Below are 22,903 nucleotides of genomic sequence, written 5' to 3'. Positions count from 1 at the left end.
ATTGTCTCCGTCGCATTAGCAATCGTAAATTTTTAATTACACCTTCATGTGTAAATTTACGATAGCTAGACGCGAGCGCTGTCGCTCTACGACAACAACCCTTGCTTCCCTCTCTTACCCATTTTCCATAAACTCAAAAGCCGCTGCGGGGTGGTCGGTGAAGCTTGGACAGCCGCGCTTTGCGCTTGCGCGCCCGCTGGCTGTGAAAGAGATTGGTTACTGTTTTGAGACGGCCGCGGGGTACACCACTGCCATGCTTAATTGAGCAGCCGCACTCCGTTGGCTGCGGTGATTTGGCTGGATTTCATCCAGTCAAATCGAGCGTTTAGAGCCAAAACCTGCATTTGGCTGTATTTTGTACAGTCAAATGGGAGCCAAAGGCTCGAAAACCGGGAAACAGGCGCTTTTGATTGGATGTTTACAGTCAAAGTGAGAAAAAAAAGATAAATGTTACTTTAGACTGGACGAAATCCAACCAAACGGCGCGCTTGCATCAGACTAGACAAACCTTTATAGTTCAACGCCGACGAGGCGGCGGTAGATGTCGCGGTAGCGGGCGGTCGTCGCCGCTACGACGGATTCGGGAAGCGGAGCAGGCTTGCTGTCGCGATCCCAGTCGGAGCCTAGCAAATACGTGCGAACCGGCTCCTTGTCCATGCTGTCGATCTCGATGTCGAAGGCGTAGTTGCCCTCCGCCCAGAAACGGGACGAGTCCGGCGTGAATATTTCGTCGATCAGAATGACTTTGCCGTCGATAAGTCCGAATTCGAATTTGCAATCGGCAAGAATGATGCCGTGCTTCGCGCAATAATCATGCGCGAATTCATAGAGCTTGATGCTGTGGTCGCGAAGCTCTTCCGCAAGTTCAGCGCCGACCATCTCGGCCATCTTCGCGAACGGGATGTCCTCGTCGTGGCCGGCGTCGTTCTTAGCCGCAGGCGTGAAGATCGGCGCCGGGAAGCGCTCGTTTTTGCGAAGTCCCGCAGGAAGCTCGATGCCGTTGATCGCGGACGTTTGCTGGTATTGTCTCCAACCATTGCCCGTGATATAGCCTCGCACGACGCATTCGATATCGATGCGTTCCGCTTTGCGGGACACCATGATGCGGTTGCGAAGCAGCTCGGGCTCGGTAACGAGGTCGCCAAGCTTCTCCACGTCCGTATGCACGACATGGTTTTCTTGAATGTTAGCCGTCTGCTCGAACCAGTACGCCGACAGGCGGTTCAGCACATTGCCTTTATCCGGCACGGCCGGGTCGAGCACATAATCGAATGCCGAGATGCGGTCCGTCACGACGATCAGAAAATGCTCGCCGAGATCGTACAATTCCCGCACCTTGCCTTTATAAATAAGAGGAGCCTTAACGTAATCGACAGCGGTTGACAAAGCTTGCGATTGCACGGTCATAATAGCCCACCCTCCCCTAGATCAATCCAAGACGCGCGAAGATCGTGTCGACATGCTTCAAATGCCATGCCGGGTTGAAGCAATCGTCGATTTCCTCAGCCGACAGCATGCTCGTAATCTCTTCCGTCTCGCTGATGATATCGCGGAACTGACGTTGCGTTTCCCAAGCTTGCATCGCGCGCGGTTGAACCGTGTCGTACGCTTTCTCGCGGCTGAAGCCTTTGTCGATCAGCTTGGTCAACACGCGGCCGGAGAAAGGCACGCCGTAAGTCGCTTGCATGTTGCGCTTCATGTTCTCCGGGAACACCGTCAAGTTGTTGATAATGTTGCCCAGACGGTTCAGCATGTAGTTAAGCAGCATCGTAGCATCCGGCAAAATAATGCGTTCAACCGAAGAGTGGCTGATGTCGCGCTCATGCCAGAGCGGAATGTTCTCGTAAGCCGTCAGCATATGTCCGCGAATGACGCGGGCAAGACCGGAAATGTTCTCGCAGCCGATCGGGTTGCGTTTGTGCGGCATGGCCGAGGATCCTTTTTGACCTTTCGCGAAAGGCTCTTCCACTTCACGGAATTCGCTCTTCTGCAGGGCGCGAATTTCCGTTGCGAACTTGTCGAGCGAGGACGCGATAAGCGCCAGCGTCGCCATATATTCCGCATGACGGTCGCGCTGCAGCGTTTGCGTCGAGATCGGAGCAGCCGAGATGCCAAGCTTCTTGCACACGAATTCTTCGACGAACGGATCGATATCCGCGAACGTGCCTACGGCGCCGGACATTTTGCCGAACTGAACGCCGTCGGCCGCATGCTGGAAACGCTCCAGGTTGCGCTTCATTTCCTCGTACCAGAGCGCTACCTTCAGACCGAAAGTCGTCGGCTGCGCATGAACGCCATGCGTACGGCCCATCATAGGCGTATCTTTATATTGGATCGCTTTGTCGCGTAGGATTTCAATGAAACGCTCGATGTCTTTGAACAAAATCGCATTGGCTTGAAGCAGCAGGTATCCGTTAGCCGTATCGACAACGTCGGTCGAAGTGAGGCCATAGTGTACCCATTTGCCTTCAGGGCCCGCTTTCTCGGATACGGCGCGCGTGAACGCGATCACGTCATGGCGCGTGTCCAGCTCGATTTCGTAGATGCGGTCAATATCGAATGCCGCCGACTTGCGAAGCGCCGCGACGTCTTCCTTCGGAATCGCGCCAAGCTCGGACCAAGCCTCGCATGCGCATAATTCAACTTCGAGCCAAGCGTTGAACTTGTTCTCCTCTGTCCAGATCGCTCTCATTTCCGGTCTGCTGTAACGCTCTAACATAAACGATTCACACCTTCCAAATATTCGTTTCTTGAATCCATTCCAATGCTGCGTCGGTCGTAGGGGCAAGAACGTTCACATGGCCCATCTTCCGCTTGAATACCGCTTCCTTCTTCCCGTACAGATGCACCTTCGGCGCAACGTTCAACCGCTCCGCCGACTCATCCTGCCGCGCCATAAGCGCAAGCAGCGGCTCTACATGCTGCCCGAGCACATTTACCATAACGACCGGGCTCATGAGCGCCGTATCGCCAAGCGGCAAATTGCATACCGCGCGCACATGCTGCTCGAACTGCGACGTCCGGCAAGCTTCCATCGTATAGTGGCCGCTGTTATGCGGCCGCGGAGCCAACTCGTTGACGAACAGCTCGCCGTCCGCCGTAACGAACAGCTCTACCGCGATCAATCCAACGACGCCAAGCCCTTCGGCAATGCGCATCGCCAGCCGTTCTGCCTCGCGCTGCACGTCCTCGCCGATGCGGGCCGGCACGATGGATAAGTGCAATATATTATCGACGTGAATATTTTCCGCAGGCGGGAACGCTTTTATTTCGCCCTGCGGGCTTCTCGCCGCGATTACCGACAATTCTTTGTCGAACCGGATGAACTGCTCCAGTACGAGCTGTACGCCCGCACGCGATAACGTCTCGTAGGCTTCGACGATTTCTCCTTCGCTGCGGATGACCCATTGGCCTTTGCCGTCGTAGCCGCCCATCGCCGTCTTCAGCACGCATGGCGTACCAAAGCGGCCAACCGCTTCGCGAAGCTCGTCCACGCTTCGAATCTCGCTGTAGGGCGCGACGCGAACGCCCGCCGCTTCGATCGCTTGCTTCTCGCGCAGCCGATGCTGCGTCGTATAGAGCAGCTCGCTGCCTTGCGGCACGTACGATTCCGCCATCAGCATCGCTGCGACTTCGGCATCGACGTTCTCGAACTCGTAGGTGATGACATCCGAGCGCTTCGCAAGCTCGCGGGCCGCTTCGCGGTCGTCATATGCCGCGATGATCTGCTCCGATACTTGCCCGCATGGCGCATCCGGCGTCGGATCCAGCGCGATGAACCGGTAGCCCATCGCGCTGCCCGCGTTCGCCATCATGCGGCCGAGCTGGCCGCCGCCGAGAATGCCGATCGTACTGCCCGGAAGCAGCGTCTTCACGCTCTCTGCGGACGGCTTATTGCCCGCACCGCTGCTCATAGCGTTTCACTGCTTTCCAGCACTTCCTGCTTGATGCGCTCGCGGCGCGCTTCTACGCGCGCTTGCACTTCGGGATCGAACGCGCCGAGCATTTGCGCGGCCAGCAAGCCTGCGTTCGTACCGCCGGCGTTGCCGATCGCTACCGTCGCTACGGGAATGCCGCCGGGCATTTGCACGATGGAGAGCAGCGAATCCAATCCGCTCAAATTCGAGGACTTGACCGGAACGCCAATAACCGGCAAAATCGTCTTCGCAGCGACCATGCCGGGCAAATGCGCAGCTCCGCCGGCTCCGGCAATAATAACCTTAAGCCCGCGTTCCACCGCCGTTTCCGCGTATTCGAACATCAAATCCGGCGTCCGATGCGCCGACACGACCTTTTTCTCATAAGGAATTTGAAGCTCCTCCAGAACGTCGCAGGCTAATTTCATTGTGTCCCAATCCGATTTGCTGCCCATGATGACGCCTACCTTCGCAGACATGCGATCAAACCCACTTTCATCTATAGAATGTATGAAACAGAAAAAGCCCGCAAGCACCGTAACCAGGTATGCTTCGGGACAAGAGCGCGGAAGCAGCCTTGAGGCTCGCTGCTCCCCTTGCGTGTGATCGATAAGCCGGGCTAGATCGTATGCTGCCTTAACCTTTGAGACAACAGAAGGCTGCTCCGTCTGAGAAGCAACCTGTATGTTAGCAACATGGCCTCTTACCGCTTATATCGATCGTTCCGCTTGCGCTCGTAGTCCAGAAATTAAGGTTTCCGGGTAGAAACATTCGGGCCTTCTCCCGAAAATATACGAGTTATAATAAATCCTTTTCGCTAGCTTTAACCGTAATAGTCGAAACTTGGCGAACAAGTCGCGTACCTAAGGCAGTATGCTCCGCCTCAAGCCTACTCTAGTTTATCTAATCGCCATAGCACTGTCAATAAAATACGAACATTAAAAGACGAAGTTTTATAAAGGTTCGTTTTTTTGAATAAATCGATCGGAAAATCAGAACAGAATGCCCAAAAAAAGGGCTTTCGCCCGCTTACATCGCATGATGCAAGCGCATAGTTTATAAACAGCAACCGCGATCACGTGGACTCGCGATATATGTTCATAGGAGGATATAGATGTCTTTTCCGAATGACAATCAATACGTACCGGTAACGCTGGACGGCGTACCCGTCACCGATCCTGCTAGAGATGCGTTTCCGGACGAGACGGATATTGTCGGTAACAGCTCGTTCCCCGCCGCTTATTACGCTTACGACGGCACGAACGTTTATTTTCGCATGAGGCTTAATGCCGATCCAAGGTTCAGAAACGGCTTCCTCAACTTCGCATGGGGCGTTCTATTCGACACCGACGGCGTTGCTTCTACTTATGAATGGTCGCTCACCGTCAATGGATTGGACAATACGCTCGAGCTTGTCCCGAACACGGTTCAAATTCCGAACAGCTTCAACGATCAGGCTGAAGGCGCAGATGGCAGAGGCGTCCCGAGCTTCAGCGTGCCGATCATCAACTTCGGCGTCGCTCGCGCGAAGGAGGTCGAGGATGGATCCGCGTTCGGCGGAACGGGCAATTCCTTCATCGATTTTTTCGTGCCTGCCGCGACGCTGTTCTCTCTCCTTGGGATTACGGCCGCTTCCTCCCTTCGCTTCTTATTCTTTACCTCAACGAATGCAAATAATTTCAATAAAGACTTTATTGATCTCAAGGGCAGCGTGCTAAGCGCCGCTTTCTCCGAACGGACAGACGACTATTCTCGACGTCGTCTTGGCCGACGAAGACGAAGAATAGACTTTTATTGATCGAGTAGAGCCGTTCCAAGCTGCGCTTGCGCAGACTAGGAACGGCTCTTCTTGAATACATATAGATTAGCGTCTTCAATGACAAATGCAGGTAACTAATTGTACCGACAAGGAGGAGCGGCAAGCATGCATATACATGTCGTGCAAAGGGGGGATACGCTCTGGGAGCTATCGCAGAAATTCGGCGTCCCTCTGAATGACATACTCGCGGCGAACGGCCTATCCGGCGAAGAACCGCTCGTAATCGGCCAAGCGATCATCATTCCTCGGCAGGCGACCAGCCATAAGGTCTTGGCAGGCGAAAGTCTGTGGTTAATCGCGCACCGGTACGGACTCTCGCTGCAGGAGCTCTTGGCCGTTAATGAAATCCGAAATCCGGCGTTAATCTATCCCGGCCAGATCATAACGATTCCGCCATCTACGAAACCGTTGACGGAGGTGAACGCCTACACGGAGAAATTCGGAGAGACCGGCGTCGGCATCGTGAACGAGATCGGCCCGTACTTGACGTACTTAAGCCCGTTCAGCTATCGCGTCCAGCTTGACGGTTCAATGGCTTCGCTGGATGATTCGGCGATTATCCGGGCGGGGTATCAACATAGAGTCGCGCCGATGATGGTGATCACAAACTTCGAGAACGGCACCTTCAGTCCCGATATCGCCCATGCCGTCCTGTCCAATGAGACGGTTCAAGAACGGCTTATAACCGATATACTGGCCGTCATGAAAAACAAGGGCTACCTGGCGCTCAACGTCGACTTCGAATACGTGCCTCCTGCCGACCGCGCGCTTTATAACGCTTTTCTGCAAAATCTCGTTGATAGACTGCACCCGAGCGGCTATCTCGTATCCACGGCGCTGGCCCCGAAGATTAGCGCGGAGCAAACCGGCACTTTGTACGAGGCGCATGACTATGCGGCTCACGGGAGAATTGTCGATTTTGTCATCTTGATGACCTATGAGTGGGGTTGGTCAGGCGGACCGCCGCGTGCCGTCGCTCCGCTCAATGAGGTCGTCAAGGTGCTTAATTATGCTCTTACCGTCATACCGGCCAATAAAATCATGATGGGCATGCCTCTGTACGGCTATGATTGGACGCTCCCTTACGTGCAGGGCGGCAAGTGGGCGCCTACGGTCAGCCCGCAGGAAGCGGTTCGGCGCGCGGCGAAGTACGGCGCGGAGATCAAATACGATGCCGAGAGCCAATCGCCTTACTACAATTACTACGACGAGCAGGCACGCGAGCATACGGTCTGGTTCGAGGACGCCCGCAGCGTGCAAGCAAAGTTCAATATCGTGAAAATGTACCGATTGCGAGGCGTCAGCTACTGGGTGCTTGGCGTTGCGTTCCCGCAGAACTGGTACGTTCTGAATGCCAACTTTACGATTAAGAAGCTGGTTTAACTCCTAAATCCTATTCCTTGCCCTGAGCAACCCGAATGCCCCAATGCTATGTTGGATCCGGCAGTAACTTCGAGCGATAACGAGATGTTTCCGAACCTATGTTGGATATCTGCATTAACTATCCTCCGATAGCGAGCCTTCCCCCCCTTTAATGGGCGAAGTTCCTGCAATTATCCATCATAGACGTCTATATTGCCTCCAGAGGCGGCTTTATCCTGCAAATATCCAATATAGCCTCCATACCGCATCAAAAAGGCTGTCCGATATGCAGGCTGGATTAGACCAGAACCGCTCGGACAGCCTTTTTTTGCTTTTATTGCTCCAGCCAAACCGTCTTCTCGGAAGCCGGCGCACGTTTGGCGGCAGGGGCAGTCATATCGGGATAGCCGATAAAGATCAGCCCGACGAGCCGTTCCGCCTCGGAGAGGTCGAACGCTTCCTTCATCGCCGGGTGGTACATCGGATCGCCCGATCGCCATACCGCGCCAAGCCCGTTCGCATGAGCGGCTAACAGCAGATTCTGCACCGCGCAATGAGCGGCGGCTAATTCCTCGGCCAATACGGCGCGAGGGTCTTCGGACGGCGAGCATACTGCCGCGATTACAACCGGAGAACGGAACGCCTTCGTCCGCTCCTTCGCCAGTCGCTCCTCAAGCTCTTCCCCGCTTAGCTCGGGCAGCTGCGCTGCCGCGACTTTGGCGTATCCGTTGCCCAAAGCCGATCTGCCCTCGCCCGTCATCACGATAAACTTCCAAGGCTGCGTGTTAAAATGGTTTGGTGCCCATACCGCCGCATCCAGCAGCTTCTCGATTGCTTCCCGCGGAACGGGATCATTTTTCACTCTCCCAATCGATCTTCGTCCCTGAATCGCCTCTTCCAATTGCATGACGCACTCTCCTCAACCCATATGTTTGCTTTCGACTGCCTGCCGTGCCCATTAATCTTTGAACAAATGGAGATATTCCCCGTAGCCTTCCTTCTCCAAATCGTCTTTCGCTACGAAACGGAGCGAGGCCGAATTGATGCAGTATCGCAGTCCCGTCGGCTGCGGGCCGTCGTCGAACACATGGCCCAGATGGGAATCGGCTTCCTTGCTTCTGACTTCTACGCGCACCATATAATGGCTCGTATCCGTGTGCTCCTTAATTGACGCAGCCTGCAGCGGCTTCGTGAAGCTCGGCCATCCGCAACCGGCATCGTATTTGTCCCGCGAGCTGAATAGCGGCTCGCCCGATACAATATCGACATAGATGCCATCCTCGGTATGATCCCAATATTCCCCCGTGAACGGGCGCTCGGTTCCGCTATTTTGCGTTACCTCGTATTGAATAGGCGTTAATCTTTGCTTCAACTCGGCGGCGTCCTTGCGCATCGTCCAGTTCTGCGAGATGAAGGCGTCGCGTCCCGAGCCTTTGCGGTACATTTTGTAACGGAACGGATTCGTCTTATGGTAGCCTTGGTGGTAATCCTCGGCCGCATAGAACGGGCCCGCCGGTTCGATCTCGGTCACGATCGGCTTGTCGAAGCGCCCGCTTGCCGCCAGCTCCTGCTTCGAAGCTTCCGCCAGCTTGCGCTGCTCCTCCGTAAAATAGAAGATGCCCGTCCGGTAGGAATCGCCCCGGTCATGGAACTGGCCGCCCGCGTCCGTCGGATCGATCTGGCGCCAGAAGATGTCCAGCAGCTTCTCGTACGGGAACACGTCCGGATCGTAAGTAATGAGAACCGCCTCCGCGTGCCCCGTCGTATCGGAGCATACCTCCTCGTACGTCGGATTTTCCTTATGCCCGCCCGTATAACCGGAGACGACCGAGATGATCCCCGGCATTTCCTCGAAAGGCGATACCATGCACCAGAAGCATCCCCCTGCGAATGCGGCTTGTTCCGTGCGGCCCTTGCCGCTATTATTCGTTAATGGTTGATCCATGTTGATCTCCCTCCAATGACGTGTAGATTGAGAAACTTTCTCTCCTATTATACATGACAAGAGGGGCATACAACAAAGGATACGGCAAGACCTTTATTCAAATAAGCTTCCCGGCAAAATAACGAGCAGAACCGGCAGCGAGCTCGCGCCCGGCGACGAGAAGCGAATCGTTACCTCCGGAGGCGCCAGCAGCGCGGCATCTCCCTCCGGCATTTTCTGATGGTGCAGCAGGACGCCTTTCGACGGATCGGCGAAGCCGCCGGCCGGCACCGAGATGACTTTGCCGTTCACTTCGATCGCGCCAAGGAAGTTGCCCGCCCGCGGATTGAACAGAATACGCGTACCGTATGCAACGTCAGTCAGCTTGATCGTATTGACGGCGCCGTATTCGCCTCCGTCAACCGTTGCTTGTCCCGTCATGGCGTCGATTCCGGTTATCGATGTACCGCGATGCCCTAGGCGCAGCTTCCTCGCCGTAATCCCTAGCGGTTCATTCACGACAAGCGATAAGTCCGTTTCCGCGAACGTCCCGCGATTGCCCACCTTATCGAGGCTAGGAAGATTTCCGACAACATCAAGCGGATCCGTGCTCTCCTTCAGCGCCATCGTCGTATAGGTGAGCGGACCGTCCGAATCGACATCAAGCAAGCCGGAGAAGCCGCCGTTAGGGTCCATCACGATATTGTCGAGCTCGGGCAGCAGGACAGCGGAAGAATAAGGCTCGATGGTCATAACGCGCGGCTCTGCTCCCGTTAAATACCTTTTGACGGCGGCATATCCGAATTGAAGCGCATTATGGCTTGGGCCTGCGAGCCCCCGGTTGCCGATCGTCAGTTGAACCGCTTCGCTCTGCTCGTTCGTAACGACAACCGCTAGCTTCATTCGCTCAGAGGATCCGTTGCAGTGATGGATGAACAGGCGCCCAGCCCCTTCAAGCTCGTCCTCGTACAGCAAGCCTTCGTCATAAAAACGTTCCGGCGCGTTGGACATATACAGGGTGCGTCCGCCCCTCGTCACGGTTACGGCCGCTTCCTCGTACGTATTCATCAGCCTTGTGTCCACATCGAACATCGCTCCGGGGTTGCCGAAGCGCATATAGTATTCGAACGGCGTGTACAGGACCTCGTCCGTCACCTTGAGCTCTCGGGTTAGCGTGCTGCTGTCTCCGTCGTTGTCGTATGCCTTTTGCGTGATCGTATAAGTTCCCGCTTCAAAATAAACCTCTTTATAACCCGTCCACTCTACCTTTGCTATTTTGCCATCGGGATCGTAACTAAGGTCTTGCGTCAAAACCCGCTCCCCGCGTTTAACCTCGATCGGCAGATTGAAATCAGCCACCGGCAGGACGTTCGGATCGGGCTGAATAATAATGGAAAGCTGCGCATTCGTCTTATCGAATGCATAAGAGCCTGTCCAAAGCTGCGAGATAGCCGATACCGGAATATGCAGCGTCCCGTTGATACTTACGGCTGGCGCTGCTAATAGCTTATAGCTATCGTTGCGTCTAGCGCCTCGCATATTCACGTTCAATGTCACTCTGTTGGCATATGTATCGATATGGGTGCCGGTCTTGTCGTTGTATACTTTCGCTCCGATAGCCGACGCGATCAAGCGGATCGGAATCATCGTGACTCCTTTGACCACAGGCATCGGAGCGGCGGTCGGCTTCACGATCCCGTTCACGCTGACCCGCTTCTCTCCGTGTACGAACACGATCCGGGCAGGCTTGCGTTCCGCCGCTTCAGCCTGATGCCCCCATCCCGCAGTTGTAATGAAAAGAGCTAGCGATAAAGCAACAATCCTGTTCATTTTAGGCTTCTGTCCACATCGTATTGTCGGTCTTTGCTGTCCTTTGATCGTAAGATCCCCTCTCTATTGGCAAAAAAACTTTCGCAATCTGGCGAAAGTTAGACGTCATCAGGATAAGGAATGTTACGGAGTATACGAGGTATTCAATTATTTTCCACCAAGGAGGGTATTTCGGGATTGTTGTTGCTGGTTACTTGATAGGACTGCTATGTTGGAATTCTGCAGGATAGAGAGCCCCTAAGAAGCCCGACTCGTTGCTATATTGGATTTTTGCATCAACTTCGCTCTTGAACGGCTTGAATGAAGCTTCCCGAAGGAAAGTTAGTGCGAAAATCCATTATAGGGTCTGAGAACCACTAAATCGGCAAAAGTTAATGCAATTATCCAACATAGACGTTAGCGGGGACCGTTAAGTTTAGCTTAGTTTAAGCTCATCGGATGGTACGAACAATATAACGCCCCGACTCTTATGACACGGTTTACCAAAAACAGACGCTGCCTTAGCGAAAATCATTCATTTTCCAGCTCCCCGATGAATAACAATCAGCGTATGCCATTTCTTCTAAAATGGAGGGCGTCTTACGTTGATTACGATTAGCCTATGCATGATCGTGAAGGATGAAGAGGACATTATCGGCCGCTGTCTCGATACGGTAGCGGATCTGGCCGATGAGCTTATCATCGTCGATACAGGCTCGACGGATAATACGCAAGCGATCATTGCGCGATATACCGACAATAAGTTTACATTCGAATGGATCGATGATTTTAGCGCTGCGCGCAACTATTCGTTCGACCAGGCGACCAAAGACTATATTTTGTGGCTGGATGCCGACGATGTGCTGAAGCAGGAAGATCGAGACAAGCTGCTCGCGCTTAAACAGTCGTTAGACCCCTCCATTGATTCGGTTACGATGCCGTACAATCTCAGCGAGGACGAATTCGGCAATGTGACATTCAGCCTCCGCCGCAATAGATTGGTCAAGCGCGAGCGGCATTTTCGCTGGATCGGGCAAGTCCATGAATACCTTCAAGTGAACGGCGCCATTATGAACAGCGATATAGCCGTTACGCATAGAAGCACGAACCATGAGCGAGACTCGGACCGTAATTTGAAAATTTACGAAAAGCGCGTCGCCGCCGGCGAGCAGTTGTCGCCTCGCGACCTGTATTACTTCGCTAACGAGCTTAAGGATCACGCGCAATATACGAAAGCGATCCAATATTACGAATCGTTCCTTGCTACCGGGCAAGGCTGGATCGAGGACAATATTTCAACCTGCGGCAAGCTGGCCGATTGCTACCATGCGCTCGGCGATTCGCAGATGGAGCTGGAATCGTCGCTTCGTTCCTTGCAATACGACTTGCCGAGAGCGGAGTTCTGCTGCCGCATCGGCTACCATTTTCTGAACAACCACAATTACAACAGCGCAATCGTTTGGTACAACATGGCGACCGAGCTGAAGCTGCCGGACAATCATCTCGGCTTCGTCAACCCTGCCTGCTCGACATGGCTTCCGCACCTGCAGCTTAGCGTCTGCTACGACCGCATCGGCCAGTACGAGCTTGCCTGCCGGCATAACGAGATCGCTTTGCAGTATCGTCCCGAGGATCCGAGAATGCTGGGCAACCGCGCCTATTTCAGCACAGTTCTTGCCAAGAACGCAGCCGATGCCGCTGAAGGCGAGGCCGATGCCGATGGCAACTGACAAGCCTCCGCGTATTCTGATCGGCAGCCCCGTCCGCCAGACGCCCGATTTATTAGCCATTTGCTCGGATGGTTCGTTAAGCGTTAAGCGCAATCGCCATATGTTCGGCTGCCAATGTCACCATTGGCGGACCGGCATATGGCGTTATTTTTTGCAGCTGGCACGTATTGGCACCTCGGATTATGCCCGCATCCGTTAAAGCTTTGTTACAATTAGGTGACATCCGCAACCATTCGGGTTAAAATACGGTCTAATCTATTTGAGAGGTTCAATCTGCAGTTCCGTTCATCCGTTCTTCTTCGCTAATTACAAACAAGAGAGGTGAACGCATACATATGAACGATATCGCTTTGGATTCGAGAGCGGGCGTCAGCACCGATATGACACGCCGCAAGAAGAGAAACGGCCGGGCATTAATCCTGTTTGCCTGCCTATGGCTCGTCCTGATTTCCTCCGGTATTTACGGGGCCAAGTGGTACACCGACCGTATCCAGCAAAATATTAGCGCAAGCCTCGAGCGGCAAACCGCCAGCCAAATAACGGCGATGCAGCAAACCTACGAGGCGCGCATGAAAGAGCTGGAGACCAACTATACAGCCGATATTGCCGATCTGGGGGCAAAAGTCGATGCTCTGAACGAGCTTCTGACCTTCACGAAGGATAATGCCGATTCGAAGACGGATAACAGCAACAAGCTGTACACGCAATTGAATGAAGTGAAGAAACAGCTGAACGAACTGCAAAAAAGCCTGGAAGTGCTCAAATGATTACGAACTTGACCGTCAAAAGCTTCAATCGGACCACCCTGCTCGCCGTCGCTCCTTTTCTCGGCATTATGCTGTGGCTGCTCATATCCGATATCGTTGTGTCGTTATCGAAAGCTGCTTTTCCGGCAGCTATTGCCGAGCAAGCGCCGCTTGATTCCGCCAAGGTTGAGGAAGCGTCGGCGGGACTGGATATCGCTAATCTGATCGCAGCCGAGACGAGGCAGTCGATTCAGAAACAGCTGAAGCTGTACAACCAGACGAATGCGGAAATGGCGAAAATCTCGTCCATGGCCGCCTCGAATGCGATGAAGCCGCTCCTGATCTACGACCGCAACATAACGGGCAAGCTCGGCAAGCCTGCTTCAACGATCGAATCGGACAAGCTCCGCGCCCAGCTCTTCTACAAGCAGGCGGAGAACTTTAAGTACTATGCGCTGAAGGTGCAGCTGAAGTCTGACCGCGCGATGACGATGACGCTAGGCAAAGACAGCATCGGCTCATCCGAGACGACGCTAGCCGCAGTGAAAAGGCATAAGGCAGTCGCCGGCGTGAATGCGGGCGGTTTCGCCGACGGCGGCGGCAAGCGCTATCCGCTTAGCACGACGATCGTAGACGGCGAATATACCGGCGGGTTCGAGGCGACCTATGCCGATCTGTTCTTCGTCGGGCTGAACGACAACAACGAGCTGATCGGTGGCAAATTCAATAGCCGGCAGCAGCTCGATGCGAAGAAGCCGAAGTTCGGCGCGTCGTTCGTCCCCGTTCTGCTAAGGAACGGAGCGCCTACGAAGATCCCGACCAAATGGCAGACGAGCCCGAAGCGTGCTCCGCGTACCGTCGTGGCGAACTACAAGGACGATCAGCTCCTGTTCCTCGTCGTGGACGGCTACAATGAATCGGGCAGCTCCGGCGCAACGCTTGGCGAGCTGCAGCTGCTGCTCCAGCGGTTCGGCGCTGTTGACGGCTACAACCTCGATGGAGGAGGCTCTTCCTCCCTTGTGTTTAACGGCCGCGTCATTAACAATCCGTCGGACGGGCAGCTCCGTAAGCTGCCAACGCACTTTTTGTTTTTCAAATGATAATCGCCGCAAAAAAGATCAGCCCTCGGGGGCTGATCTTTTTGCATTGCTGAATATACTAGTAGCATAATCCATGGAACGACACTCCTAACCCGCCTAAAGAAAGGAGCGGCATAGATGGGCATCGCAACGAAATGGTATCGCAAGTCGCTGCTCACGGTCGCCGGCATTCCCGTGGTCGAGAAGCTGTCCATGCGCTATGGACGGAAGCTGGCTGGCAAGTTCATCGCCGGCGACACGCTCGCGGAAGCGCTGGAGGAAGCCGAGGCGCTGAATCGGCTTGGCATTATGGTTACGCTCGATCACTTGGGCGAGGGCATTAAGCAGCTTAGCGAGGCGGCAGCCTACAAGGAGCAATACTTGAAGCTGCTCGATGGCATAGCAGAGCGCAAGGTCGACGCCAACGTCTCGCTGAAGCCGACCCAGATGGGACTTGCGCTTAACCAGGACGCCTGCTTGTCCAATATTCGGGATGTCGTGAAGCAAGCGCGGCATCACCGCAATTTTGTCCGGATCGATATGGAAGATACCCCGCATACGCAAGCGACGATCGACATCGTGCGGAGACTGCATAAGGAAGGGCTCGCGAATGTCGGCACGGTGCTGCAAGCGTACTTGTTCCGAACGGAGCAGGATGCGGCCGATATGATCAGGGAAAACGTCAATCTCCGCCTCGTCAAAGGCGCCTACAAGGAAAGCGACTCCGTCGCCTATCAGCAGATGAGCGAGGTGCGCGGCCAACTGAAGAAGCTCGCGAAGCTTCATCTCGACGAAGGCGTCTACACGGCCATCGCCTCGCACGATGACCAGATCATCGACTGGGTGAAGCAGTATGCACGCGATAACGGCATCGACAAAAGCCGCTTCGAATTCCAGATGCTCTACGGTCTTCGCTCGAACAAACAGGCGCAGCTAGCCAAGGAAGGGTATCGGATACGCTGCTACGTCCCTTACGGCGTCATGTGGTATCCCTATTACACGCGCCGGCTGGCCGAGAAACCCGCCAATCTGATGCTCGTGCTGAGGAATATGTTCCGGTAGCTTTGGGTTAGACTCGCGGCAACTTTGGAGGCGGGTTGCGGATTTGCAAGGAAATGGCGGACTCTGTTGGAAATCCAATAACGATTTATTTGGTTATTCGATATTTGCGGTCTAACCATTTCGTAATGTAAATAATCGCGACGCCTCCAATGAGGTATACGTATCCGCCAAATTCAATTGCATATCCAAAGGGAGGAACAAGCCTTGGCAGAAAAATAATACCGATCATGAAAAGGTCCTGTCGGGGAAGCCCGCACTTCCCCCTTAATCATTTTCTCCTTTTGAAGACGCAACAATATCGGATAAATGGATCCTTCACTTACGTCATTCAGGCCAAATTGCTGAAGCTTTTGCGAGAGTTCATATCCATATACCATTTCTTTATCAATAATGGACAAAATACATCCTTCCAAAATTCCTTTTAACAATTGACTTCTCAGAGACATGATTTTTTCGTCCTTACTTTTATATTGTTTGCAAGATACTTTATTTAGTGAAGCTACCTTGCTTAACAAGATAGCTCTGTCAAATTCAATATAGTCGATTATGCGCTTCGTGTACAAAGTCTGACTTTGGGACTACCGAAGTAGTATTATGTCATATTGTGTCTATTTGTTCTTTATAAAGCACGAAAAAAGTGGTATAGTTTTCCTACTTGAATATGCGCCCAAAGATACAAGGCTGCAATTGACCTTGGGTGGCCTATTTGAACAACAAAGAGATCAAGGAGTGCGTTGTATCATGGTATTTGCCTCATATGAATTTATTTTTTGGTTTTTCCCGTTCGTTTTTGCCGGGTATTTTTTACTATCCAAGTTCGAATCGTTTAAATTTCAACATTTTTTTTTAGTCCTATCATCGCTCGTTTTTTACGCTTGGTTTAATGTATCTTATTTATGGATCATTCTGTCATCCATTCTCATTAATTATCTCATTTCGAAGTGGATGAACAGCTCATCGGATCAAAGGTCTCGGAAATTCATATTCATATTAGGAATTGCATTTAATATCTTTCTGTTAGGCTACTACAAGTACTATGACTTCTTTGCGGATAACTTCAACTCATTATTCGGTACAAGCTATACGTTAAAATACATATTGCTCCCTTTAGGCATTAGCTTTATTACCTTTCAGCAGATAGCCTTTTTGCTTAGCTCCTATCGAAATGAATGGAGAAACAGCGACTTTCTGCGTTATTGTTTGTGCGTATTGTTCTTCCCTCATCTTATAGCGGGACCTATCGTATTATACAGCGAGCTGATGCCGCAATTCGGCGATAATAAGCGACGCTTCATCAACTGGGAAAACATTGCATCGGGTTTCTACATTTTTGTATTGGGACTATTCAAAAAAATAGTTATTGCGGACACGTTAGCCGTATGGGCCAATAACGGCTTTGATAATATGGGGAATATCGGTTTTTTCGCGGCATGGGCGACGGCTTTGGCGTATACGCTTCAAATATATTTTGACTTCAGCGGATACTCCGAAATGGCGATCGGCTTAGCCAAAATGTTAAATATCGATCTCCCCGCTAACTTTAAGTCACCCTATAAAGCGAGAAACATAGGCGAGTTTTGGCGCCGTTGGCATATCACCCTTAGCAGAGCGCTTTCAGAGTTTATTTATAAGCCTCTTGGGGGAAATAGAAAAGGCGAATATCGTACATACCTCAATATCGGCATCACCTTCTTTATAAGCGGATTTTGGCATGGGGCCTCCTGGCTGTTTATAATCTGGGGAGTCCTGCACGGCTTCGCAAGCATCATACATCGGATTTGGACTAAAACAGGATTTAAAATGAACCATTATGTTGCCGTTCTTATCACTTTCTTGTTTATTAATTTTACATGGGTCATTTTTAGAGCGACGAGCATGGAGCAGGCGATACGAATTCTTAAAGCTATGGTCATTCCGAAGTCATTTGACGTCATGCAGATCGGGCTTTTATATTATGACGGAATCATGAATTTGCCTACTATACTTTGCACGCTCATCATCTTGGCAACATTATTGACGCTGTTGATTATTGTGTTTAAAGCCACTAATGCGCTTGAGCTTGCGGCGATTTTTAAAGTCAATAACTTAACTGTTTGGAAAACGAGCGTCGCGTTGTTTGTTTCGATCATTTGCCTCGGAAGATCAAGCGTATTTATTTATTTTAACTTTTAGGATGTGTGCACATGGACAATATAATAAAAGGTAAAAAGTTTATCCTGTACGTCATGCTGATTTTAGTTTTTTTGCTCGCTGTTACGGCTTCTCTAGGATATATCATCGATCCAAACCTTTATTACAGACCATCTAAATTCGACACCTATTACAGCGAAGCTTATACGACTGCAGGCCTTATGAAAAACTACCCCGCAGAAGCGGCTATCATCGGCTCATCGATGATGCAAAATACCGATTTGGAATTAGTGAAGAAAACGCTGGGAGTCGAGGCGGTAAAATATACAAGGAGCGGCATGACTGTAGATGAAATTGCCATGCTTGTCGACAGAGCGACTTCTTTGGAGAAGAACCAAGTAAATACGTTTATCATTAACGTCGATTCGACGATGTTTAATAATGAGAAAAGCTCGCCCTATACGAAATATCCGCAATATTTATACGATGATAGCCTAATTAATGATATGAAATATGTCATTGGCTTTGAAACGTGGACCAAATTCATACCGTTCATGCTCATTTACAATGCCTCTAACCGTCTCGATAATCCTGTATTTAATAAATTAACCGGCATTTTCTCTAACAGCACGGATATGAAACGGATGGGCGACTGGAGTCAAGGAACGGCATTCGGCGAAGATATCGTCATTAATAAATACGAAAACAATGCCGAAGCCGTTTCCGAACAAAACGCGGACGGAATGTTCGACAGAATGAAGACTAGATTCGAAAGCGATCTGTACCCGGTTATTCAAAAGAATGATGATCGGCAATTTATCTTTTTGTTGCCCCCGTATTCCGCGCTTTATTGGTATGAGGCTGAACGCAAGGGTTACGTGAATATACTATTTGAGTTTAAGAAGTATATGGTCGCCCGGTTGTCGCAGTTAAACAATGTCGTTGTTTACGATTATCAAGATTATGAAGGGATTGTAGACTTAAATCACTATAAGGATACGACTCATTACATTCCTGCATTCAATGATATGATGATTAAGAGCTTATCTGACTCGACTTATAGGATCAATGAGGATAATGTCGATCAACGTATTAACCAGCTTAAAGATAGAATAACAGCGTTCAAAACCAATGAAGCCGCTTGGTTGAATGAAACTTAAACTTAAACTTTTCTATATTGCAAAAGAAGGAGCAGCGCCGGTCCAGCGCTGCTCCTTCTTGCTTGATCTATACGACTATTCGCCGCCCATGAATACGTAACGGTAGATAATGAGCACGGCCAAAACCCACATGAGCCAGTGAACGTTGTACTTGCCTTTTTTCGGAAGGTTGCCTACTGTCGCAAGAACAACGTACGTTACGATACCGAACGAAATGCCGTTAGCGATGCTGTAAGTGAAAGGCATGAACGCGATAATGAAGAACGCCGGAATGCCGTATACGAGATCCGAGAAGTCGATTTCCTTCACCGATTGCATCATCAGCACGCCGACGATAATAAGTGCCGCGGCCGTAGCCGCGCCCGGAATAAGCGCAACGATCGGCGACAAGAAGATGGCGAGCAAGAAGCAAATACCTGTCGTAACCGCAGTCAAGCCTGTACGGCCGCCCTGCGCTACGCCTGCGGAGCTCTCGATGTAGGCCGTTACCGTGCTCGTACCGAGTACTGCGCCGCCGCTTACGCCGATCGCGTCGACGAACATCGCTTTGCCGACTTTTTTCTTGCCTTCTTCCGGATTTTTCATAAAGCCGGCACGGTTAGCCGTACCGACAAGCGTTCCGAACGTATCGAACAATTCAACGAATGTGAACGTCAGGATAACCGTCACAAGACCAACCTCGAACACGCCTGCGAAGTCGAAGTGCCAGAAGTTCAGCTTGCCGAAGTCCGGCACCCAAGTTTGACCCGTAAATGCTTCTTTCACATTAACTTCGCCGGAAATCATACCGATTACCGTCGTGCCCAGAATACCGAACAGAATCGCGCCCGGTACGCGAAGCACCATCAATATACCGATAAGCAGGAGCGCTACAACCGTAAGCACAACCGTGCCGTCCGTGAAGCTGCCGAGTCCCATAACGGTTTCCCCGCCGCTGACAGGCGTGAACGCGCCAGCCTTAATATCCGTGAAGCTGGATACGGCGATTGTCATCAGTCCGCTGTTTTTGAGGCCAACGACCGTAATGAACAAGCCGATACCGACCGTAATCGCATGCTTCAAGCTGTCCGGTACTGCCGTAATAAGCATTTGACGAACTTGCGTGACAGTCAGAATGATGAATATGATACCGGAAATAAAGACAGCCGTTAGACCCATTGCCGGTGAAATGGGTTCATCCGTTGCCGCCGAAGCGATAACGACTGATGCGAAATACGCATTAAGACCCATACCTGGAGCAAGCGCAACCGGGAAGTTGACGAACAGACCCATTGCGATCGTGAATATGCCCGCCGCAAGCGCCGTAGCAAGAAATACTGCAGTCCAGTCCAGTCCCGTCGGCGTGAGTATGATTGGATTGACGGCCAATATGTAAGCCATCGTCATGAAAGTCGTCAGCCCCGCCATAATCTCTGTTCTGACATTTGTCCCGTGTTCCTTTAAGCGAAAGAAACGTTCCATTTTGATAATAACCTCCCAAAATTGTGGTGGAACAAACAAAGAAGCCTAGTAACAATGTGATTACCACATTTTCCTAGGCTCTGCAAAAACGGAAAAAGTATACACGCCGGACCGTGGCGCGCTTCTTCCGATTTCGTAGCCAGGTCATTTACGGTGACCGAGTAGAGACTCTCAAGCCGATTCTTGAGATTATACGAAAAAATATGCTGTTGTTTTCCGTCTCCAATTTTAAAGAAGTTTTGTCGAATTTGTCAACAACTTTTACGAACATTATACTTTGAAAAATCGTCCAATATTCGTCTTTAAAAAAATGGTAACGTTACCACTGTAAAATCATTTATTCATTTCCGTTCCTATCCACTATTCCGCGAAAAAGTTCGGCAAATACGCCTTGTTCGCAAGCAGCATTTCATCCAGTAACTGCTTCGCGACGGCGATGCTTGGAACAAGCGGATGATGCACCATCGCCTGCAGCGCTATGCCTCTGTCGCCGGTTATCGCGGCTTCGATCGTTAACGATTCGTACGTTTTGACCGCATGCAGCAGCCCTGTGATTTGCTCTGGGACGCGCTGAAGCGGCAATGCGATCGGGCCTTGGGCCGTCACGACGCAGTTGACCTCGATGCTCGCGTCCTCGGGGAGAAACGGAATGATGCCGTTGTTGCGAACGTTCAGCGTCTGAATATCGCGTCTGTCGGTATAAAGCGAGTGCATCAGATTAACGGCCGCTTCGGAATAATAGGCGCCGCCGCGCTTCTCAAGCTGCTTTGGTTTCTCGGTCAGGTTAACATCCTTGTATAGCTCGAACAGCTCCGCCTCCACGCGGCTAACGACATCGGCGCGCGTACCGTTTTTCTCCATCGACTCCTTCATCTCGGCGAACATGACGTCGGTCATGTAGAAATAACGGAGATAATAGGTCGGGAGCGCGCCAAGCGACGATAGGAAATCATAGTCCCAATCGAAAGCCGCGACGTTCGTCGCCGAATAATCTTTGCCGCCTTGGATCATTTCCTGCAGCTTGTCTTCGCCGTTCACATAGGCTGCCGTCACCCAGTGCAGGTGATTGATGCCTACGAATTCCGGAAGCACCTCGCGCTCGGCAACGCCGTACTCTTTGGCCAGAAACTTCTGGAAGTTGATCGGCGAGTTGCATAGGCCCACCGTCTTTACCTTGCTATGTTTCTGTACCGCTTCCGTTACGATGCCCGCGGGATTGGTGAAGTTGAGCAGCCATGCCTTGGGGGCAAGCTCCTCGATATCGCGGCAAATGTCCAAAATGACCGGAACGGTGCGCAGCGCCTTCATCATCCCGCCCGGACCCGTCGTCTCCTGGCCGATCACGCCGTGCGAGATCGGAATATGCTCGTCGCGGCGCCTTGCCGCCAGCAGGCCGACACGCATTTGAGTCGTCACGAAGTCCGCGCCCGCAATCGCCTCGCGACGATCCAAGGTCAGCATCACTTTGATCGGAAGGCCCGCTTTCTCCACCATGCGTTTCGCAAGCTCGCCTACAATCTCCAGCTTATGCTTGCCCTCTTCAATATCGACGAGCCATAGCTCGCGAACCGGCATTTCATTGTATTTATTAATAAATCCTTCGACGATCTCGGGCGTGTAGGAAGAACCACCCCCGATGACTGCGATTTTCAACCCCTGCTTATTCATTGTGCTTAGCCTCCTCGTATGGGTTATATGGTTAATAAGCCGATTACTGCTCACTGCTTAGCGGAACGTGATGTTCCTAAGCGCCTTGTCCAGTACCCCATCGATCGTAAAACCCGTTTGATCCATCGCGCTCATGACGGCGCCAACGACCGGATCGACAGCAAGCTTCACGACGCTCGCATGAGGCGCAATGTCGCCGACCGCTTCCTTAATGGCATCAACCATATGGGATGTTGCGCCCCGCGACAGCACGCTGCCCGTCAACACCACATCGAATGCGTCATGCTGCATGTACAGCCGCTTAATGAGCGCGTTAACCGAATTCGCCAGTTCGCTTCCCGCTTGCCGCAAAATACGAATGGACACCGCATCGCCCTGCGCGGCCGCTTCGAACAACAGCTTGCCGAGCGTATTCGGCGGACGTTTGCCATGGTCAAGCGCGTCATCGTACATCGCCTGCACCGATGGATAACCAAGCTCCTTCGGGACGATGTCCGTCAGCAGCGTCGGCTGCTCTCTGCCTTCCCATCCGCGAATCGCGCCGCGAAACGCATGGACCGCCAGATCCGTGCCGGAGCATTGGCCGTCGCCGAACAAATAGCCGAAGCCGCCGTATTGCAGCTCCTCGCCCTTCGCATTGCGGGCCGCGGCATTGAATCCGGTGCCGCTAATGATGACGGCGCCATAGGAGCGTATCGTACCCGCCCGCATGCCAATCATCGTATCGCACGCGATTGCATGATGTTTGAAGCCAAGCGCCGCGATCATCGGGCGCAGGACGACATAATCCGGCTCGCGGTCGGCTCCGGCAAGACCGAAGTACGCGAAGTCCACTTGCTCCTTCGCCACGCCCGCTGTTTGCAACGCCTCTTCACATGCTTTGCCGATGTTGGCTCCCGCCTCTGCGAACGCCGTCTGATGGTTGCCGTTGCCCGCATAACCTTTGCCGAGCACCTGTCCTCTTTCATCGACGAGCAAAGCGTGCGTCTTGCTGCCTCCTGCATCCACGCCTAGAAATAGAATGAATCTCACATCC

20 protein-coding genes and 2 riboswitches are annotated in these 22,903 nt (G+C 52.1%); of the genes, 9 read left to right on the top strand and 11 right to left on the bottom strand.

Annotated elements, in window-relative coordinates:
• Nucleotides 1-510 precede the first annotated feature (510 nt).
• From J2T14_RS26330 to purE, 4 genes are read right to left on the bottom strand one after another with little or no spacing between them, the layout of a single operon-like run.
• Nucleotides 511-1,407 (bottom strand): phosphoribosylaminoimidazolesuccinocarboxamide synthase, encoded by an 897-nt coding sequence (locus tag J2T14_RS26330; RefSeq protein ID WP_307475717.1) that lies wholly within the window; start codon nt 1,405-1,407, stop codon nt 511-513.
• Nucleotides 1,408-1,423: 16 nt separating this feature from the next.
• On the bottom strand, nt 1,424-2,719 hold the full coding sequence (gene purB, locus J2T14_RS26325; protein WP_307475715.1) for an adenylosuccinate lyase: 1,296 nt from the start codon (nt 2,717-2,719) through the stop codon (nt 1,424-1,426).
• A gap of 7 nt (nt 2,720-2,726) precedes the next feature.
• A complete protein-coding gene (purK, locus tag J2T14_RS26320; RefSeq protein ID WP_307475713.1) occupies nt 2,727-3,914 on the bottom strand; it encodes a 5-(carboxyamino)imidazole ribonucleotide synthase in 1,188 nt (395 codons plus the stop codon).
• Nucleotides 3,911-4,396: a 5-(carboxyamino)imidazole ribonucleotide mutase gene (purE, locus tag J2T14_RS26315; RefSeq protein WP_053377464.1), complete on the bottom strand. Its 486-nt coding sequence runs from the start codon at nt 4,394-4,396 to the stop codon at nt 3,911-3,913. Before purE ends, purK begins: the two co-directional genes overlap by 4 nt.
• Before the next feature lie 238 nt (nt 4,397-4,634).
• Nucleotides 4,635-4,734, bottom strand: a riboswitch (purine riboswitch).
• Nucleotides 4,735-5,031: 297 nt separating this feature from the next.
• Between purE and J2T14_RS26310 the strand changes: the two genes are divergently transcribed.
• Complete coding sequence (locus J2T14_RS26310; protein WP_307475709.1) at nt 5,032-5,715, top strand: hypothetical protein; 684 nt, start codon at nt 5,032-5,034, stop codon at nt 5,713-5,715.
• Between the two features lie 126 nt (nt 5,716-5,841).
• A complete protein-coding gene (locus J2T14_RS26305) occupies nt 5,842-7,119 on the top strand; it encodes a LysM peptidoglycan-binding domain-containing protein (RefSeq protein ID WP_307475707.1) in 1,278 nt (425 codons plus the stop codon).
• A gap of 313 nt (nt 7,120-7,432) precedes the next feature.
• On the opposite strand, the gene J2T14_RS26300 is transcribed toward J2T14_RS26305, so the two are convergent.
• The 3 genes from J2T14_RS26300 to J2T14_RS26290 form a co-directional block, all read right to left on the bottom strand.
• Nucleotides 7,433-8,005: a nitroreductase family protein gene (locus J2T14_RS26300; RefSeq protein WP_307475705.1), complete on the bottom strand. Its 573-nt coding sequence runs from the start codon at nt 8,003-8,005 to the stop codon at nt 7,433-7,435.
• A 51-nt stretch (nt 8,006-8,056) separates the two neighbouring features.
• Nucleotides 8,057-9,043 carry a peptide-methionine (R)-S-oxide reductase MsrB gene (gene msrB / locus J2T14_RS26295; RefSeq protein ID WP_307475703.1) on the bottom strand — a complete coding sequence of 329 codons (987 nt, stop codon included), beginning with the start codon at nt 9,041-9,043 and terminating at the stop codon, nt 8,057-8,059.
• Nucleotides 9,044-9,136: 93 nt separating this feature from the next.
• Nucleotides 9,137-10,852: a stalk domain-containing protein gene (locus J2T14_RS26290; RefSeq protein WP_307475701.1), complete on the bottom strand. Its 1,716-nt coding sequence runs from the start codon at nt 10,850-10,852 to the stop codon at nt 9,137-9,139.
• A 584-nt stretch (nt 10,853-11,436) separates the two neighbouring features.
• Here J2T14_RS26290 and J2T14_RS26285 point away from each other — a divergent pair.
• The 5 genes from J2T14_RS26285 (at nt 11,437) to J2T14_RS26265 (ending at nt 15,448) form a co-directional block, all read left to right on the top strand.
• On the top strand, nt 11,437-12,561 hold the full coding sequence (locus J2T14_RS26285; protein ID WP_307475699.1) for a tetratricopeptide repeat-containing glycosyltransferase family 2 protein: 1,125 nt from the start codon (nt 11,437-11,439) through the stop codon (nt 12,559-12,561).
• Nucleotides 12,551-12,760 carry a hypothetical protein gene (locus tag J2T14_RS26280; RefSeq protein ID WP_307475696.1) on the top strand — a complete coding sequence of 70 codons (210 nt, stop codon included), beginning with the start codon at nt 12,551-12,553 and terminating at the stop codon, nt 12,758-12,760. The genes J2T14_RS26285 and J2T14_RS26280 overlap by 11 nt, the downstream gene beginning before the upstream one ends.
• 136 nt (nt 12,761-12,896) lie before the next feature.
• On the top strand, nt 12,897-13,328 hold the full coding sequence (locus J2T14_RS26275) for a hypothetical protein (RefSeq protein WP_307475693.1): 432 nt from the start codon (nt 12,897-12,899) through the stop codon (nt 13,326-13,328).
• On the top strand, nt 13,325-14,407 hold the full coding sequence (locus tag J2T14_RS26270) for a phosphodiester glycosidase family protein (protein ID WP_307475691.1): 1,083 nt from the start codon (nt 13,325-13,327) through the stop codon (nt 14,405-14,407). Before J2T14_RS26275 ends, J2T14_RS26270 begins: the two co-directional genes overlap by 4 nt.
• A gap of 117 nt (nt 14,408-14,524) precedes the next feature.
• Entirely contained in the window at nt 14,525-15,448 is a 924-nt protein-coding gene (locus J2T14_RS26265) for a proline dehydrogenase family protein (RefSeq protein WP_307475689.1), read from the top strand.
• A 173-nt stretch (nt 15,449-15,621) separates the two neighbouring features.
• On the opposite strand, the gene J2T14_RS26260 is transcribed toward J2T14_RS26265, so the two are convergent.
• Entirely contained in the window at nt 15,622-15,894 is a 273-nt protein-coding gene (locus tag J2T14_RS26260; protein ID WP_373458213.1) for a PadR family transcriptional regulator, read from the bottom strand.
• Nucleotides 15,895-16,042: 148 nt separating this feature from the next.
• Between J2T14_RS26260 and J2T14_RS26255 the strand changes: the two genes are divergently transcribed.
• Nucleotides 16,043-17,620, top strand: a complete 1,578-nt coding sequence (locus J2T14_RS26255) for an MBOAT family O-acyltransferase (RefSeq protein WP_307475687.1) — start codon at nt 16,043-16,045, stop codon at nt 17,618-17,620.
• A gap of 11 nt (nt 17,621-17,631) precedes the next feature.
• The gene (locus J2T14_RS26250) at nt 17,632-18,738 is read left to right on the top strand and encodes a hypothetical protein (RefSeq protein WP_307475685.1); all 1,107 of its coding nucleotides are present in this window, start codon (nt 17,632-17,634) and stop codon (nt 18,736-18,738) included.
• A gap of 75 nt (nt 18,739-18,813) precedes the next feature.
• Here J2T14_RS26250 and J2T14_RS26245 read toward each other — a convergent pair whose 3' ends face one another.
• The 3 genes from J2T14_RS26245 to J2T14_RS26235 all read right to left on the bottom strand — a co-directional run bounded on the left by J2T14_RS26245 (nt 18,814) and on the right by J2T14_RS26235 (nt 22,899).
• A complete protein-coding gene (locus J2T14_RS26245) occupies nt 18,814-20,199 on the bottom strand; it encodes an NCS2 family permease (RefSeq protein ID WP_307475683.1) in 1,386 nt (461 codons plus the stop codon).
• Between the two features lie 116 nt (nt 20,200-20,315).
• A riboswitch (purine riboswitch) is annotated at nt 20,316-20,416 on the bottom strand.
• Between the two features lie 143 nt (nt 20,417-20,559).
• Complete coding sequence (locus J2T14_RS26240) at nt 20,560-21,867, bottom strand: 6-phospho-beta-glucosidase (RefSeq protein WP_307475681.1); 1,308 nt, start codon at nt 21,865-21,867, stop codon at nt 20,560-20,562.
• Nucleotides 21,868-21,924: 57 nt separating this feature from the next.
• Nucleotides 21,925-22,899, bottom strand: coding sequence for an N-acetylglucosamine kinase (locus tag J2T14_RS26235; RefSeq protein WP_307475679.1), 975 nt, complete (start codon nt 22,897-22,899; stop codon nt 21,925-21,927).
• Nucleotides 22,900-22,903: the final 4 nt, after the last annotated feature.

The organism is Paenibacillus harenae (genome assembly GCF_030812415.1).
In the GTDB taxonomy this organism is placed as follows: domain Bacteria; phylum Bacillota; class Bacilli; order Paenibacillales; family Paenibacillaceae; genus Pristimantibacillus; species Pristimantibacillus harenae_A.
The sequence above is the reverse complement of the archived record's forward strand: the minus strand, read 5'-3'. Positions and strand labels throughout refer to the sequence as shown.